This is a genomic window from Brevibacterium sp. AGC70 (assembly GCF_057334195.1).
The window spans coordinates 21,976-37,995 of record NZ_JBHFIH010000016.1; the positions used below are offsets into that span (position 1 = coordinate 21,976).

At 63.1% G+C, this 16,020-nt stretch carries 14 protein-coding genes; 10 read left to right on the forward strand and 4 right to left on the reverse strand.

Annotated features, from left to right (window positions below):
• The first annotated feature begins 25 nt into the window (after window positions 1-25).
• A complete protein-coding gene (locus ACE03M_RS14035; protein WP_485934596.1) occupies window positions 26-868 on the forward strand; it encodes a MurR/RpiR family transcriptional regulator in 843 nt (280 codons plus the stop codon).
• 88 nt (window positions 869-956) lie between these two features.
• Window positions 957-2,378 (forward strand): sodium:solute symporter family protein, encoded by a 1,422-nt coding sequence (locus tag ACE03M_RS14040; protein ID WP_485934597.1) that lies wholly within the window; start codon window positions 957-959, stop codon window positions 2,376-2,378.
• Window positions 2,379-2,430: 52 nt separating this feature from the next.
• Here the strand turns inward: ACE03M_RS14040 and ACE03M_RS14045 are convergent, their stop codons facing one another.
• Window positions 2,431-3,600 (reverse strand): pyridoxal phosphate-dependent aminotransferase, encoded by a 1,170-nt coding sequence (locus ACE03M_RS14045; RefSeq protein ID WP_485934598.1) that lies wholly within the window; start codon window positions 3,598-3,600, stop codon window positions 2,431-2,433.
• A gap of 37 nt (window positions 3,601-3,637) precedes the next feature.
• A complete protein-coding gene (locus ACE03M_RS14050) occupies window positions 3,638-5,092 on the reverse strand; it encodes an NAD(P)/FAD-dependent oxidoreductase (RefSeq protein ID WP_485934600.1) in 1,455 nt (484 codons plus the stop codon).
• A gap of 138 nt (window positions 5,093-5,230) precedes the next feature.
• On the opposite strand from ACE03M_RS14050, the gene ACE03M_RS14055 reads away from it, so the two are divergent.
• The 4 genes from ACE03M_RS14055 to ACE03M_RS14070 all read left to right on the forward strand — a co-directional run bounded on the left by ACE03M_RS14055 (window position 5,231) and on the right by ACE03M_RS14070 (window position 9,008).
• A complete protein-coding gene (locus tag ACE03M_RS14055) occupies window positions 5,231-5,680 on the forward strand; it encodes a cupin domain-containing protein (RefSeq protein ID WP_485934602.1) in 450 nt (149 codons plus the stop codon).
• 222 nt (window positions 5,681-5,902) lie between these two features.
• Entirely contained in the window at window positions 5,903-7,099 is a 1,197-nt protein-coding gene (locus tag ACE03M_RS14060) for a pyridoxal phosphate-dependent aminotransferase (RefSeq protein ID WP_485934604.1), read from the forward strand.
• Window positions 7,100-7,236: 137 nt separating this feature from the next.
• The gene (locus tag ACE03M_RS14065; protein ID WP_485934606.1) at window positions 7,237-8,166 is read left to right on the forward strand and encodes an ABC transporter substrate-binding protein; all 930 of its coding nucleotides are present in this window, start codon (window positions 7,237-7,239) and stop codon (window positions 8,164-8,166) included.
• Window positions 8,163-9,008 carry a siderophore-interacting protein gene (locus ACE03M_RS14070; protein ID WP_485934607.1) on the forward strand — a complete coding sequence of 282 codons (846 nt, stop codon included), beginning with the start codon at window positions 8,163-8,165 and terminating at the stop codon, window positions 9,006-9,008. Before ACE03M_RS14065 ends, ACE03M_RS14070 begins: the two co-directional genes overlap by 4 nt.
• Window positions 9,009-9,079: 71 nt before the next feature.
• Here the strand turns inward: ACE03M_RS14070 and ACE03M_RS14075 are convergent, their stop codons facing one another.
• Together ACE03M_RS14075 and lgt are read right to left on the reverse strand one after the other, a co-directional pair.
• Window positions 9,080-9,622, reverse strand: coding sequence for an acyl-CoA thioesterase (locus ACE03M_RS14075; RefSeq protein ID WP_485934608.1), 543 nt, complete (start codon window positions 9,620-9,622; stop codon window positions 9,080-9,082).
• Between the two features lie 84 nt (window positions 9,623-9,706).
• Entirely contained in the window at window positions 9,707-10,630 is a 924-nt protein-coding gene (gene lgt, locus ACE03M_RS14080) for a prolipoprotein diacylglyceryl transferase (protein ID WP_485934609.1), read from the reverse strand.
• Window positions 10,631-10,707: 77 nt separating this feature from the next.
• Between lgt and ACE03M_RS14085 the strand changes: the two genes are divergently transcribed.
• From ACE03M_RS14085 to ACE03M_RS14100, 4 genes are all read left to right on the forward strand, one after another.
• Window positions 10,708-11,634 carry a LysR family transcriptional regulator gene (locus tag ACE03M_RS14085; protein ID WP_485934611.1) on the forward strand — a complete coding sequence of 309 codons (927 nt, stop codon included), beginning with the start codon at window positions 10,708-10,710 and terminating at the stop codon, window positions 11,632-11,634.
• A gap of 98 nt (window positions 11,635-11,732) precedes the next feature.
• Window positions 11,733-13,052 (forward strand): MFS transporter, encoded by a 1,320-nt coding sequence (locus ACE03M_RS14090; RefSeq protein ID WP_485934612.1) that lies wholly within the window; start codon window positions 11,733-11,735, stop codon window positions 13,050-13,052.
• 77 nt (window positions 13,053-13,129) lie between these two features.
• Window positions 13,130-14,470 carry a M20 family metallo-hydrolase gene (locus ACE03M_RS14095; protein ID WP_143922994.1) on the forward strand — a complete coding sequence of 447 codons (1,341 nt, stop codon included), beginning with the start codon at window positions 13,130-13,132 and terminating at the stop codon, window positions 14,468-14,470.
• On the forward strand, window positions 14,467-15,999 hold the full coding sequence (locus tag ACE03M_RS14100; RefSeq protein WP_485934614.1) for an amidase: 1,533 nt from the start codon (window positions 14,467-14,469) through the stop codon (window positions 15,997-15,999). Before ACE03M_RS14095 ends, ACE03M_RS14100 begins: the two co-directional genes overlap by 4 nt.
• Window positions 16,000-16,020: the final 21 nt, after the last annotated feature.

The window sequence follows — 16,020 nt, forward strand, 5'->3', positions numbered from 1 at the left end:
ATTTTTTGCAATGGAGGTCCGAACTGTGAGCAGCTTCTCCGAGTGGATCGACACTCTTCGATCGGCTGCACGGCTGACACGTGCGACGAAGACGATACTGGGTGTGATCAAGACGGACCCGGATGAGGCCGCATACTGCTCTGCCCAAGCTCTTGCCGATATGGCGCAGGTGAACGTCGCAACTGTCGTTCGGGCCGCTCAGTCTCTCGGATACTCCGGCTGGCCGGCCTTCTCAGCCGAAATCCGCACTCGCTATCTGGCGTCGCTGAGCTCACGCAGCTTGTATCTGCACAATCGAAGTCAGGGGCTGTTGGCGACCACGATCGACAAGGACATCGAACTGCTCGAACGCATGCGCGATGGTCTCGACGAGAACTCTTTGAACAGAATGAGCGAGCACATCATCGCCTCCGAATCCACGGGTGTGTTCGCGACGGGATCCTACGCGGCCCCTGGAATGCAACTGTCGCATGTGGCTCAGATGCTCGGATTTCGGGTACGTCTTCATTCGGGCTCCGTGACGTCGATGGTCAACGAGGTCAATCTCCTCACTTCGCGTGACTGCTTCCTCGCAATCACGCTGTGGAAGTCCTCCCGCGCCGTGGTGCAGTTGGCCGAGGCTGCGCGCGAGCAGGGAGCCAAGGTCCTCGTCATCGCCGATCGTCAGACTGCGTTGACCGACATTGCCGACGAGTACGTCCTCGTGCCCGCCGAGTCCTCCGAGCTGATCTCATCGCTCGTGTGTGCGACCAGTGCCGTCCAGTACCTACTGGGGTGTCTTGCTCGGCATGACGAGGAGCGGACCCAGAGCATGCTCGGACGCATCGACGACCTCTGGGGAGCCACCTCGGCGATTGCCGAAGAATGAGACGTTTGCAAAACATGTTGCATTCACCTGTGCTCATCGTTGAGAATCGTGGTCAGCGCATCTGTGCTCCACGACACAAGGGAAACCTATGAATCTCACATTCGTCATCGTCCTCATCGCCTACGTGGCGATCATGATCGCCATCGCTGCGTGGTTCGGTCGCGCTTCGGCCATGAAGGACGGCGAGGACTTCGTCCTGGCGGGCAAATCGCTGCCCACCTGGGTGCTCGCCGGGACCCTGTTGGCGACCTTCGTCGGCTCCGGTTCGATCATCGGCGGCGCGAACTTCATCTTCAGCAATGGTCCGCTGGCGGGGATGCTGTTCTTCGGCGGCACCTTCTGCGGGATCATCGTCCTGTACTTCATCGCTCCCAAGGTCCGGAGGAACGGGTTCCGCACTGTCCCGGAACTGTTCGAATCCAAGTTCGGCCGACCGGTTCGCGTTGTGGGGACCATTGTCGTCCTCGTGGCGTTTATCGGCATCACCGCGTACCAGTTCACCGGAGCCGGCTATATCCTCACTCTCATCACGCCGCTGAGCACTACCCAAGCGACGATCGTCGCCACGGTGCTCATCACGTTCCTGTCGCTGTCAGGCGGACTGAAGTCTGTAGCCTGGACCGATTTCCTCTCCGCCGTTCTCATTGTGATCTCCCTGCTTGGAGCCCTCGTCTGGGTGTTCCTCAACGACCTCGGCGGTTTCGGCAGTTACGTCGAACGGCTTGACCCTGCGTTCAAGTCCTTCACTGGTGTACTCACACCATGGCAGATCCTGGGCTATTTCCTGCCCCTGTTTCTCCTCATTCTCGGAGATCAGAACATGCACCAACGCCTCGCATCCGCCCGCTCTCCCAAAGTTGCCCGCAACGCGACGATCCTGTTCTTCGTCGGAGCTGCGCTGATCGTCGCGCCTATCATTCTGCTTGCCTCGGGCTCATCCATTCTCATGCCCGAGATCAATCCGGACATGGCGGTCCTCGCTCTCGCGGAGGGCGAGTTCACGCCCGCGGGCATCGGTGCCGTACTCCTCGTGGCCGCACTTGCGCTCATCATCACCACCGGGTCGTCCTACCTCCTGACTTGCTCCGGAAATGTCGTCTACGATCTCGTATTCATCAAAGACAAGGAACGAGGTAACTCCAAGAAGGGGGTCCTGGTTGGCAGGGCCTCTGTGCTTGCAATCGCGATCTTGGGCTTCATCATGGTTCAGTTCTTCGAATCTGTGCTCGCTCTTCAGATGTACGCCTATACGATGTACGGCGCCGCGATCACCCCGACGGTTCTGGCCGCCCTGTTCTGGAAGCGAGTCACGGCAGCCGGCGCATTGTCGTCCATGGTCGCAGGTGGCGTCGTGACCGTTCTCTGGGAGGTCAGTGGCAGATCCGAGGAGATCAATTCCGTCATCCCCGCGCTGCCTGCAGCTATCGCCGTCCTCATTGTGGTCAGCCTGCTGACCAAGCCTCACGGCAGTGACGCGCGTTCGGAGGAGGAGGTCCCTGCACGCCGCTGAATCGCACGCTGGGGAGGAATTCCATGGTGCTGGCGAGGACGTCCGCGGGAAGCTATCGCGTCGCCGCAAACGTCTCCAGCCGGTCGCACGCGTCGTTGATCGTGTCCGACGAAACTGCGAAGGTCAGGCGCAGGTAGCCTTCGCCTGCAGGTCCGAAGGCCGATCCGGGAATCGTGGCGAGGTTGTGTTTCCCAAGCAGCGCGATCGCGAGTTCCCAGGAACTCAGGCCCCACTCCGTGATGTTGACGAAGGCATAGAAGGTGGCTTCGGGTCGGATGACGTGCAGCCCGTCGATGGCGTTGATGCGATCAATGAGGATCTCGCGCCGTTCGGCATAGGACTTGACCATCATGGCGACCTCGGTCTGCGGTCCTTCGATGGCAGCGACTGCGGCCTCCTGGACGAATCCCGGCAGGCTCGATGTCAGCCCCTCCTGAAGCAGAGACATCGGCGCGATGAGGTCCTCGCCGCCGATGACGAATCCGCAGCGCCAGCCGGTCATCGCATAGGTCTTCGAAAAGCTGCCGATGGCGAGGTACCGGTCGAAGTCAGGGCGCACCTCGGCGATGGAGGTGAACTCGGCGTCGTCGAAGACCATCTCGTCGTAGACCTCGTCGGAGATGACGGTGAAGCCATGGTTGTCGGCGAGCTCGGCGATGCGCTCGAGCTCGGTACGGTCCATGACCGAACCCAGTGGGTTCGAGGGGCTGTTGATGATCACCGCCGCGGTCTTGTCGCTGATGGCAGCTTCGACATCTGCGGCCCGGAGTTTGAAGTCGTTGTTCTCTTGCACCGGAACCGACACGGCGACCCCGCCGAGGCGGTGGACCTGTCCCATATAGTTCGGGAAGCTGGGATCGGGAATGATCACTTCTTCGCCCGGGGAGACGGTGATGTCGAGGGCGAAGGTCAGCGCCTCCATGGCACCGAAGGAGACCATGACGTTCTCCGGCCCGATGCCGCGATCCCAGCGGCCGGAATACTTGCGGGCGATTGCGTTGCGTAATTCGGGGATGCCGGCATTGGCGACATAGCGGGTGTTGTTGTTCTCGATGGCACGAATGCCGGCGGCCTTGATGTGCTCCGGGGTGTTGAAGTCGGGTTCCCCGACGGTCAGCTTCACCGCCTCAGGGAAGTCGAGCGCGAGGTTGAACATTTTGCGGATACTCGAGGCCGGGTAATTCTCGGCCACCGGTGAGATGCGCCGGTACGTGCGGGTCATAGGGGCCTACTTTCGTGTGTGGTCGACGGGTCGGTCTCTATTCGTGCAAGCCGGCCAGACGAGAGCCGAACTGGGCGAGCAGGCTCGTCTTCTTCGCGCCGGTGATGCGTTCCCATTCGTCGGAGATGTTGAAGATCTTGTACATCGAGCGGATGCCCAGCCAGCGGATCGGCTCGGGCTCCCACTGACCGGAATAGTGGTCGTTCCAGGGCAGTGCGGTCAGCGGCGTGGCGGATCCCGAGGCCCGGTCGAGCAGGGTCTTCGCCGCCAGATGCGTGGCCGTGACCCCATGTCCGGCGTAGCCGCGGGCTACACCGATGCGCTGGTCGGTATCGAAGAAGATGCCGGCGCACCAGTCCCGAGTCACGCCCAGGGCGCCGCGCCACGCATGGGCAACCTCGAACTCAAGGTCAGGGAAGAGCGAGGACAGGCGCGCACTCAGAAGATCGACGACTTCGGCGGGGACTTGGCCGTCACCCGGCAGACCGGATCCGAACTCGTAGGGTGCACCGCGACCGCCCAGAGCGATCCGGTCATCGTCAGTACGCTGAGCGTAGATGAAGGTGTGCGCGGTGTCGCCGAGACATTCGCGGCCGTCCCAGCCGATCTTCTCCCACGCTTCAGCCGACAGTGGGTTGGTCGCAATCATCGACGAGAACACGGGGATGACCTGCCGACCTTCCAGCCCGGGCAGGTCGCCGGTGATGGTGTCCGAGTATCCTTCGAGGCAGACGAAGATCGTGTCCCCGGTGACAGGCCCCCGATCGGTGGCGACAACGCCCTTTCCAACGTGACCTGCCGAGGTGTCCTCACAGATCGTGACTCCCTGCTTCCGGAGGACGTCGGCCAGTCCACGTGTGAGCAGGGCCGGATCGATGCGCGCGGTGCCCGGGAAGAAGACACTGCCGCGAGCGTTGTCGACGTTGATGTGTGCCTTGGTCGCCTCGGCATCGAGGAACTGCATGTCCTCCGGCCCGTACCCGTACTGTTCGTCGCCGTCGAAGAGTTCGCGCAGCCTGGACATTCCGGCCTCGGATTGGGCGATATCGATGTGACCGCCGCGGACCTGATGGGCGTCGATGTTCTCCCGTTCCAGGACTTCGAGCACCTCGTCGATCGAGTCGAAGAGCGCGGACTGGAAGGACCTCACGGATTCGACTCCAGTCAGTCCTGCCGAGCCGACCGGACCGGTGGGATCTGTGGTGCGGGCCCGGTCGACCGCCTCGGCGTATTTGGCCCTGTTGCCGGGCAGGAGTGTCGAGAGCCAGCCGCCGTTGCGACCCGACGCCCCGTAGCCGACGTGCTTGGCCTCGACGATGGTGATCTGCCAATCGGGGTGGGCCTGCCTCGCGTAGTAGGCGGACCAGAGGCCGGTCATGCCGCCGCCGACGATGACGAGATCCTGCTTGTCTGTAGGCAGCGGGGAGGGGGAGGTGGTCTCGGGCGGTGACTGGGTCAGCCAATGGGAGGCCTCGCCGTTGAGGTAGGACATGGAATCAGTTCTATCCCACCGCTGGAGCTAAGTAAATGGTTGCGGGGTGGCGTATTGCCATATGGAATCCGTGACGACCAGTTCTGATTCTATGGGTGCCGTCGCGCGCACGGCAGTCGTGCTGGATACACTGATTTCATGAGCGCAATGGAGCCGATTCGCACGCAGGATTTTGCACTTGACCACGAGCCCATCGAGGACTGGCAGCGGGTGGATGCGACTGCCTCGGCGACGGACGGCGAGCCTGCCGTGCCAGGCTCAGGCGCCTCGCTCACCGGCCCGGCCACGGCGACCGCCGACGCAACCACGGCCTTCGCCGAACTCGGCACGATTGCTGGAGCCGACTACGGACTGTGGGAGATGAGCGCCGGCGCCATGCGCGACGTCGAGGGCGACGAAGTCTTCCTCGTCATCAGCGGCACCGGCCGAATCGAGTTCGATGAGCCAGAGCATCCGCCGATCGAACTCTCACCGGGCATATTGGTTCGGCTCGCGGATGGGATGAGAACCCACTGGTACGTCGACGAGGCACCCCTGCGGAAGCTGTTCATCGCGCCAGGAGAGGGCTTCGGGCCAAACGAAGTCTGAGGGTGAGTCTGAGATGCGGGCGAGCAGTTTAGCGTCACAATCCAGTTCGGTGCCGCCCCCACGCGTTCGACTCGACGGAGGCCGCAGCCCACTGGCCGTGATCCGACGTTGATCATCGCTGACAGTCGGCACCTGTGTGCTCTATCGTGAGGGAAGCGACGGGAGACGGGCTCAGGGCCCGGGACAACCGGTCCGTCAGTGATCTGCATAAAGGAGCCGACAATGAAGACTGCTCAACGCCTGGACAACCTGGGCACCGAGACCGCGTTCCGGGTCGCCCAGGCCGCCGCCGATTGGAAGGCCCAGGGCAACCAGGTCTATCCCTTCCACCTCGGCGACCTCAATTTCCCCATGGCCGGGCACATCGTCGAGGCCATGGATCAGGCCATCAAAGACGGGAAGACCGGGTACTGCCCAGGCCCCGGAATTCCGGAGCTGCGTGCGGCGCTGGCAGCAGACATCGGATCCCGGCGAGGCATGAGCATCGACCCCGCCGAGGTGATCGTCACCACCGGTGGCAAGCCGGTGATCACGAAGTTCCTCCAGGCGGTCATGGATCCGGGCGAGGGCGTGCTCTACCCCAACCCGGGGTTCCCGATCTATGAATCCCAGATCGAGTACCTCGGTGGAACCGCGCTTCCCTACAGGTATGTGCCCACTGACGACGGGTTCGCCATCGACCTCGACCATCTGCGGGCCTCCATCGATGACAAGACAGTGGCCATCATCTACAACGACCTGCAGAACCCGATCTCGGCCGAGTCCACCGATGCCGAACGTGAGGCGATCGCCGCGATCGCGCAGGAATTCGACCTCTGGGTTCTGTCCGACGAGGCCTATTTCGAGATGCGCTACAAGGGCCGTTCGACGTCCATCGCATCACTCGACGGTATGCGCGAGCGCACCGTCATCCTCTACACATTCAGCAAGAAGTTCGCGATGACGGGATCTCGGCTAGGCTGTGCCGTCGCACCACCGGAGGTCGCTGGGGCGATTTCCACGATGAACACCAACGACGAATCCTGCACCACCCAATACGTCCAGTGGGCGGGCATCGCCGCGCTCCAGGGGCCGCAGGACTCCGTCGGGCGGATGCTCGAGGTGCTGCGCAAACGCCGTGATGCCACATGCTCGATCATCAACTCGATCCCGGGAATGAGCGTGGCTACTCCCGGGTCGACATTCTACGTCTTCCCCGATGTCACCGAAGCGATGGAAGCCAAGGGGATTGCCACCCTCGCCGATTTCTCCACCGAGGCGCTGCACAGCGCCGGAGTCTCGTTCTGCACCCGCGAGCACTTCGGCAGGAGACAGGGCGGGGAGGACCGGCATTACATCCGTCTGGCCTACTCCGGCATCGGAGTCGACGAGATCAATGAGGGCCTTGGTCTGCTCAAGGAGTGGATCGCCGAGGGCTGATCGGGTCAGCATCGGTCGACGAACTCGAAGTGAGCGATGGTGTGATGAGGGCTGGCCCCTGGTTCATGGTCAGGGTAGCCTTACCTATGGCCGGGTCGCGCTAACTGTGCGACCGCTCATCGTGACGGAAGTTGACCATGAACCCAACCGCAGTCCGACTCCGACCAGCTGCAATCGGTGTCGCAATCAGTCTCCTCGCCCTCCTGACCGCATGTGACAGCGGCAGCCGTGCGGAGGAGACGAATGAAGGGGCAAGTACGCACTCGGTCGAGCACGCGCGTGGAACTGCCGAAATCATTGCGAAGACCGACAAGGTCGTGACACTGGAACCCCTCGAGCTCGACACCGCGGTCGCGCTCGGTGTGACACCGTTGGGTGCAGCTGTGGCGAGTAATGTCGCAGGCATTCCCGACTACCTCGGCGTCGACGGCGTCAAATCCGTCGGAACGGTGCCCGAACCCGACCTTGAGGCCATTGCGGCGCTGGAGCCGGATCTCATCCTCGGCACCGAATCACGGCATTCGAAGCTCTACGACGAGCTTGATGCGATTGCTCCGACGGTCTTCATCGCCAACCACGCCGACTCGTGGAAGGACAACGCGCTACTGATCGGGGATGCCCTTGACCGCAAAGACGAGACTGAGGCACTCCTCACCGAGGTCGACGAGCGGTGCGAATCCATCAAAGCCGAATACGACATCGACGGTGAGACCGCCCAGATGATTCGGCCGCGCGACGAGACGACATTGAGTCTCTATGGTCCGGACTCATTCGCCGGCAGCCTGCTCGAATGCGTGGGCTATTCGATTCCCGATCAGGACTGGGCCGACGGACTGCAGGCCGATATCTCACCGGAGAACGCCGTCGACGCCAGAGCCGATGCCGTCTTCGTCACCGCAGACGATGTCAGCGACGATTCCGCTGTGCCCAAGGTGATTGCCGGAAACTCGGACGCGTTTCCCTCCGTGACGCCTGTCGACACCAGCTACTGGGTCTCCGGGGTGGGGCCGAAGGGCGCTCATAAGGTTCTCGATGACATCGAGAGCTACCTCGCCGAACAGGCATGAATGTGGAGTCGCCCCGACCGTGGGCCTACACGGCGTTTCCGGTCACGGTGTCCGCGATCGCTCAGATCGCACCGAACTTCATTCGCGTGACGTTCACGGGCGAGACTCTTGACTGCTTCGCTCCGTGGGGCCTCGACCAGAGGATCAAGTTGGTCTTTCCCCTGCCGGACGGAAGCATCGCTGATTTCGGACTGCTCACGGATCCGACACCGCACCCATCGCACTGGTATGCGCGCTGGAGACAGCTGCCGGCGCACGAGCGCAATGTGCTGCGGACCTACACTCCGTCGGGGGTTCGACCCGAAGCGCGTGAAGTCGACGTCGACGTCTTCATCCATCACCCCGCGGGGCCGGCATCGCAGTGGGCTCAAGACGTCGAGGTGGGGGATCGTGTCGTCATCAACGGCCCCGACGTGCGCAATGGCTTCACCGGGTACGGGTTCCACTGGGATCCGGGAACGGCGGACGAGCTGCTGCTCATCGGCGATGAAACGGCCTTCCCTGCGATCGCGAACATCCACCGCAGCCTCGGCGAAGGTGCGAAGGTCGAGATCCTCGCTGAAGCAGCGAACCCGCTCGACGGGACCCTGTTGCCCGCTGGTGCCAGGTCGCTGGTGCGCGAGCCGATCGCGGGCCCCGGTTCTGGGCTCGAAACATTGACCCGCGAATGGGGAGGACGCCGCGCCCCTGAAGATCTGGGCGAGAACCTGTATATCTGGATCGCCGGAGAGTCTGGTGCTGTCACGCGAATCAGGCGCTATCTGACGAAGGACCTGGGAATCGCGAAGGAGCGCATCTCCTTCCTCGGGTATTGGAAGACCGGCGGGCCCTTGGTCGCCTGAAGCAGCGACTCCGGCAGGATCGGTTGGTCAATCGCTCGTCTCTGATGGGCTGATCAGTCCGCGGGTTCCGGCTACGCCCATCGGTGCGCTGCCGGTCGCCGGGGGCTTGGCAGCGAGTTGTGGAGGCGCCATTCGTGGAGCCAGTCGGGCAGATCCATGCCAGGAGGCGGTGACCCGAATACGTCGACGAGTTCATCGCGGGTGACTGTGCCGTTCTTCGAGGTCACCAGCGTAGCGACGAAGGCACGAGCGTAGATCTCTCCAGCGACGACGATGCGGTGCTCGAAATACACGGCGCGGTCATCGATTCCGCTGATCCTCGTTTCAACGCTATAGCGTTGGCCGAGTTTGAGGGACTTGCGGAAGCTGATGGTCTCGGCACTGACGACGCCGCTCCACCCCTTGTTCCGAATGGAGGTCCAGACTCCGCTGCGAACCATCATGTCAAGGCGACCCAAATCCATGATTGAGAAGTACATGCCGTTGTTGACGTGCATGAAGATGTCGATCTCGGTGGGGAGAACTCGCAGAGGCAGGGAATAGTCATCCCATATTCCCTGCGTGGGACGGCGACGAGATCTGAGCAGGTGCAAGAGCATACGGGTGAAGTGCATACATCCCATGTTACTTGGCCGTATCGTCACGCTGGGTGCAGGTTCTGGGCAGGCGGCGTCGGGTCCGACGACACCGGGGGTCGGTCAGTCTGAGGCGGTCGTCTGTGGCTCCCGGTCCTTGATGAACGGAGACTCCTCGGGCTCGGGATGCCGCATTCGTTGGATGCCGATGATGAGGACACCCAGGGCCACTGCGCCGATTGCCGCCCACACATTGGTGCGCAGACCCAGGACGACGAAGCTGGGGTCGAGGCGGATGGATTCCCACACGATGCGGCCGGCGCCGTACCAGATGAGGTACATGCCGAAGAGGCGCCCCCACTGGAAGAACAGGTGGCGTCCCAGCCACAGCAGGACAAGGGCGCCGAGGCTGTTCCAGATGACTTCGTAGAGGAACGTCGGGTGGAAGAGTGTGTCGACGGGCATTCCGGGCGGGAAGGCCGGATTGTTCGGGTCGATCTCCAGACCCCAGGGCAGAGTCGTAGGCTGACCGAAGAGCTCCTGATTGAACCAGTTGCCGAAGCGTCCGCAGGCCTGGGCGAGGATGAGCCCCGGAGCGATGGCGTCGAGGAGTGCCGTCAGCTTGATGTTGAGTCGGCGGCACATGATCAGCGCCCCCAGGGTACCGCCGATCAGCGACCCGAAGATTGCGATCCCGCCCTCCCAGATCGCCCACACGGAGCCCGGCTCAAAGGGGTTCCACGGATTGCGACCAGGGCCGAAGTAGTCCGTGTAGTGCGTGATGACGTGATAGATCCTGGCCCCGATGATGGCCATCGGGACGGCCAGAGTCGCAATGTCGAGGACCTGCCATTCCTCGACTCCGCGCTTGGTCAGACGGTGATTGGTCAGCACGATGGCGATGACGATTCCGGCAAGGATGCACAGCGCATAGAAGTGGATCGTCAGAGGGCCCAGCGAGAAGCTGGAGACACTCGGACTCGGGATGGAGGCCAGAACATCATGGGGCAGCGTGGGCAGGTCATTGACCGCTGAAAAGGCAAGCACGAGGTCAGTCTATTTCCAACCCCCTCAGACCGACAGCTGAGCGACCTCCACAGCTTGCCCATGGGAAGATGTGAACCATGGCCCTCGACTTCACTCTCGTCCAACTCCGGTACTTCCAAGAGGTTGCCCGCCGCGAGAACATGACAGAGGCGGCCAAACATCTCAACGTCACTCAGTCGGCGATCTCGACAGCCATGGCTCAGCTCGAGAGGACCCTGGGCATCGACCTGTTCATCCGGCAGAAGAACCGCTCCGTGGTCCTCTCGCCTGCAGGCCGACGCTTCCTCTTCGAAGTCAATCCATTCCTCGAATCCTCCGACGCGCTGGGGGAGACCGCGCACGGACTGGCCCAGTCGCTGAGCGGAAACCTCACGGTCGGGGTCTTCTCACCCATCGCCCCGACCCGACTGCCGCTCATCCACGCGGAGTTCGAAAAACGCTACCCCGACGTGAGAGTCAATTACTTCGAGGCCGACCTCCATGAACTGCAGACAGCGGTCATCGCCGGAGTCTGCGACATCGCGCTGACCTATACGCTGGGACTGACGGACCGATTCGATTCGTTCCTCATCGACGTCGTCGAACCGCACGCACTCGTCTCTCTCGACCACCGCCTCGCTGGGGGAGCGGAGGGACCGCGTCCGATCCACCTGCGTGAACTCGCCGACGAAGACTACGTACAGCTCGATCTGCCGTTCTCCCGGCAGTACTACGATGAGCTCTTCCGCATCGCCGGCATCGTGCCGAGGGTGCGACACAGCTTCGCAGGCTACGAGACGGTCCGGTCGTTCGTCGCGATGGGTCACGGGTACTCGCTGCTGAGCCAGAGCGTGTCCTCTGGAACGTACATCGGGTCCATGACGGTCGACGTACCGCTGCTCGACGATTTCCCGAGCATCGACCTGTCCATGGTGTGGCCCAAGGACGTGCGTCTGAGTAAGCGCGCACGTGCCTTCAACGAACTGACCCGCGACATCCTGGGATCCGCAGCCTCAGGCTCATAGATTGAACTGATGCCTGGTCTAACTAGTATCTGTTGGACTGATTTCTCGGGGCAGGCAACAATGGTTCCCACACCTGAGGACTAGGCAAGGGAGCTTCCATGTCCGCGACACCTGCGACGCCGGAGACACAACCGAAACACACCGGCAAGACCACGAGCATGCAGAAGAAGGTGCTCGTCGGCGGCAGCATCGGCCAATTCGTCGAGTTCTACGACTTCACGCTCTACGGGCTCTCGGCCGTCATCCTCTCCGAGTACTTCTTCCCCGACGGCGACAAGGTCACTGGGCTGCTCGTCATCTTCGCCACCTTCGGCGTCGCCTTCGTCATGCGTCCCCTGGGCGGACTGTTCTTCGGTGCCCTCGGTGACAAGGTCGGCAGGCGCAGGACCTTGACCATCACGATCTTCCTCGTCGGGATCTGCACCGCCCTCATCGGCGTACTGCCCGGCTTCGACCAGATCGGCTGGTTCGCACCCATCCTGCTCATCCTCGCCCGCCTGGGCCAGGGCTTCTCCGCCGGCGGCGAATCGGTCGGTGGACCCTCCTTCGTCTACGAACACGCACCGGTGGGCAAGCGCGGCCTGTGGATCAACATCACCCTGGCCGCCACCGCACTGCCCTCGGTCTTCGCCGGCGGCCTCATCCTGCTGCTTTCGACGGTGATGAGCGATGCATCCTTCGACTCCTGGGGCTGGCGCATCCCCTTCCTCCTGGCTCTGCCGCTCTCAGCTGTCGGTCTCTGGATCCGCTCGCGCACCGATGAGTCCGAACTCTTCAAGAAGACCGCGGCCGAGCGGCCGAAGGAGTTCAGCCCCATCCGCGACTCCTTCCGCGAGAACTCGGTGGGAATGCTCCAGGTCTTCTTCGTTCTGGGATTGACCGCCTTGGGCTTCTACATGCTCTCCGCCTACTTCGTCACCTACATCCAGACCACCGGAGACCTCACCCGGGAGCAGTCGCTGCTGACCAACGCCATCGCCATGGCAAGCTATACGATCTTCCTGCCCATCGCCGGAGCCATCGGCGACAGGGTCGGGCGCAAGCCGATGCTCATCGCCGGCTCCATCCTTCTGGCTGTCACCTCTGTTCCCGCCTTCGGGTTGGTGACCAGTGGAAACATGGGCCTGGCGTTCCTCGGGCAGACGATCTTCGTCATCTCCCTGTGCTGCTACGGCGGAGGCTGCTACACCTTCTTCTGCGAACGCTTCTCCACGAAGACCCGGTTCACCTCGGCAGCGATCAGCTACAACGTCTCCTACGCCATCCTCGGCGGAACCGCTCCGTTCGTCGGCACCTGGCTCGTCGACATCACCGGAGTCAACACCGCTCCCGGTTACTACATGACCATCTGCGCCGTGATCGTCCTCGTCCTCATCTTCATCACCCGCCTCCCGGAGACCCGGGGTCGGTTGGGCTGATCGACAGGCCACTTCGTTGGGCCGGCTCTCACCGACCTTCACTTCAACAGCAGCCCAGCAACAGAAAGAGACGCACCATGACCACCCCCTCCCCAGCCTCGTCGAGCACCGTCGCCTCGACCGCGGTCGCCTCCAGCGATGCCACCTTCCTCATCGACTTCCATCAGGTCGCCGCGATCGGCGCAACCGACAACGACGGCGTCGACCGGCAGGCGCTGACGGTCGAGGACAAGCAGACGCGTGACTGGATGCGGGGCTGGGCAGAAGGCAACGGCTTCGAAGTTCGCGTGGATGCGATCGGCAACATGTTCGCCTGCCTCGAACTTGTCCCCGAAGCCCCATACGTCCTCATCGGCTCACACCTGGACTCCCAGCCCCTGGGCGGGCGCTTCGACGGTGCCTATGGAGTCATCGCGGCCCTCTTCGCAGCTCTGCGGGTCAAGGAGAACGTCGCCGAGTCCGGGCAGAAGCCTCGGTTCAACATCGCTGTCGTCAATTGGTTCAACGAGGAGGGCGGACGTTTCGCCCCGTCCATCATGGGCAGTTCCGTCTATGCCGGACTCTTCGACCTCGACGAGATGCTGGCAGTGGAAGATCTCCAGGGGACTTCCGTCGCCGAGGCGCTCGCCGCCATCGGCTACGACGGCACCGACACCCCGCCCGAGGCGATCTCCTACGCGGAGATCCACATCGAACAGGGCCGCATCTTGGAGCGCGAGGCCACAGACATCGGCGTCGTCGAATCCAGCTGGTACACACAGAAGCTCGACATCGACGTCCTCGGCGAACAGTCCCACACCGGCGCCACCGCCATGGCCGATCGCCACGATGCGCTCGTCGCGGGTTCCAAGATCGTCCTCGCCGTCGCCGACGTGGTCAACGAGTTCGCCGACGAGGCGCTCGTGTCCTCGGTCGGCCAGCATGTCGTCGAACCCAACTCACCCATCGTCGTACCTCGCCGCGTGCACATGGTCGCCGACCTCCGTTCCTCCGACCCGGACATCGTCAAAGCTGCCCGGGACTCCCTGCACCAGCAGATCGCGAACATCGCCTTGGAACACGACATCACCATCAAGGTTGAGGATTTCGATGTCCGGGGCAAGCTCTACTTTCCGGAGACGGGTGTCGAGCTGGCCGAGAAGGCCGTGGCCAATGAGGGGCTGTCGATCCGACGCCTCGAGACCATGGCCGGTCACGATTCCGTGGCCATGAACCACCGGGTACCCGCCGTGATGATGTTCGTGCCCAGTGTCGACGGCGTCTCCCACTGCGAACGCGAGTTCACCACCGACGAGGACATGATCCGCGGCCTCGGGGTACTGACTTCGGTCGCCACCGAGCTGGTCAACGGTGAACTCAGTGAGGAACGCGAAGGCGATGTGTGGGTCGGTCAGTCCGTCGCCGAGGCCCGGGCATGAGCGGCAGCGAAACGTGGGCACTGTCGGCAACCGAAGCGCTCGCGAACTTCCGGTCGAAGGAGCTCTCGCCGGTCGAGTACCTCAGTGCGCAGATCGGACGCATCACCACCGCCGACGATCGCATCAATGCGGTCACGGAGGTCGTGGAGGAGGCGGTCACCTCGGCGCGGGAAGCCGAGGCGTTCTACGCATCAGCGACACCTGATTTCCTTGCCGAAGCGGCCGATTCCCAGCCCCTGCTCGGCTTGCCTGTGATCGCCAAGGAAAAGCACGCGATCTCCGGGCGCGCACTCACCCAGGGCCTCATACACGAACGAGACACGGTGGCCGGGGCCGATGCCGCGGTCATCAGCCGCATCCGTGTGGCCGGGGGATTCGTGCATGCCAGGGCGACATCGCCGGAACTCAGCTGTGCGACCATCACCCATTCGCCGATGTGGGGCGTGACGCGCAACCCGTGGAACACCGAACTCTCACCCGGAGGGTCCTCGGGCGGCTCCGGTGCCGCCCTGGCGGCGGGCTTCGGTCCCCTGGCGACGGCATCGGACATCGCCGGCTCGACGAGGCTGCCCGCCGCATTCACCGGCACAGTCGGGTTCAAGGCACCCTACGGCCGGATCCCCGGCCTGCAGCCATTGGCCGCGGACTGGTACCGCGGGGACGGGCCGATGGCGCGCACCGTCGCCGACACCGCCCTGTTGGCCCGTGTGATGGTCGGTGTCGATCCCAGCGATCACGCAACGATCGAATCGTCTGGATTTCTCGACGGCTTCGACGCCTCTTCCGCTGAGGTGGTCGACGGCTTGAAGGGTAAACGGATCGCACTGTGCCTGCGGTTGGGCGACTTCCCCGTCGGTCAGGACATCATTGCCAATACCCGTGGCGTCGCCTCGGCGCTGGAAGCTGCGGGTGCAATCGTCGAGGAGATCGAGTTGCCGTGGACGGCGGAGCGGATCTTCGAAACCGCGTTCACTCACTTCGGCCATCTCCTCGCGCCTGCGATGCGGACCTCGACCCGCGGGCATGAGGATACTCTCGCCGACTACACGCTGCAGTTCATGGCCGACGCCGAGGCGGTCGCCAGCCGTCATACGTTCTACGAAGGGCTGGCCGCCGAGGCACAGATTCAGGCGGAACTCGCGACCGCAATGGAGGGATTCGATGTCCTCCTGGCTCCCACCTCGGCGGTGGCAGGTCTAGAGGCCGATTCGAGCTACTTGGACGGGATCACTCTCGACTCGTCGGGTGTCGGGCGTGAGACCTCCGGGAGTGTTCACGGCACCGACGTCGGCGCCGGGAGTGTTGGCGGGGAGGGAGTGCGGCTCGAGCATTATTGGCAGGCGCACATGACGATGCCGTTCAACATCTGCAACCGGGTGCCGATTGTCAACGTGCCCAGCGGCATGGCTGACTGCGGGATCCCGACAGGTCTGCAGGTCATCGCCCATCCTTTCGACGACCGCGCCGCCTTCGATGTCGCGGCCGTGGTCGAGCAGTTGGTGCCGTGGACGGGGCTTGCGCCGGGGTGAGTGGTGGCATGTCTACCGATA

What these genes read in the sequence shown, in the direction of transcription:
- ACE03M_RS14085 (WP_485934611.1), top strand. Translation starts at nt 10,708, where the DNA reads ATGGCCCTCGACTTCACTCTCGTCCAACTCCGGTACTTCCAAGAGGTT.
- ACE03M_RS14095 (WP_143922994.1), top strand. Translation starts at nt 13,130, where the DNA reads ATGACCACCCCCTCCCCAGCCTCGTCGAGCACCGTCGCCTCGACCGCG.
- ACE03M_RS14090 (WP_485934612.1), top strand. Translation starts at nt 11,733, where the DNA reads ATGTCCGCGACACCTGCGACGCCGGAGACACAACCGAAACACACCGGC.
- ACE03M_RS14060 (WP_485934604.1), top strand. Translation starts at nt 5,903, where the DNA reads ATGAAGACTGCTCAACGCCTGGACAACCTGGGCACCGAGACCGCGTTC.
- ACE03M_RS14055 (WP_485934602.1), top strand. Translation starts at nt 5,231, where the DNA reads ATGAGCGCAATGGAGCCGATTCGCACGCAGGATTTTGCACTTGACCAC.
- ACE03M_RS14100 (WP_485934614.1), top strand. Translation starts at nt 14,467, where the DNA reads ATGAGCGGCAGCGAAACGTGGGCACTGTCGGCAACCGAAGCGCTCGCG.
- ACE03M_RS14075 (WP_485934608.1), bottom strand. Translation starts at nt 9,622, where the DNA reads ATGCACTTCACCCGTATGCTCTTGCACCTGCTCAGATCTCGTCGCCGT.
- ACE03M_RS14065 (WP_485934606.1), top strand. Translation starts at nt 7,237, where the DNA reads ATGAACCCAACCGCAGTCCGACTCCGACCAGCTGCAATCGGTGTCGCA.
- ACE03M_RS14045 (WP_485934598.1), bottom strand. Translation starts at nt 3,600, where the DNA reads ATGACCCGCACGTACCGGCGCATCTCACCGGTGGCCGAGAATTACCCG.
- ACE03M_RS14040 (WP_485934597.1), top strand. Translation starts at nt 957, where the DNA reads ATGAATCTCACATTCGTCATCGTCCTCATCGCCTACGTGGCGATCATG.
- ACE03M_RS14070 (WP_485934607.1), top strand. Translation starts at nt 8,163, where the DNA reads ATGAATGTGGAGTCGCCCCGACCGTGGGCCTACACGGCGTTTCCGGTC.
- ACE03M_RS14050 (WP_485934600.1), bottom strand. Translation starts at nt 5,092, where the DNA reads ATGTCCTACCTCAACGGCGAGGCCTCCCATTGGCTGACCCAGTCACCG.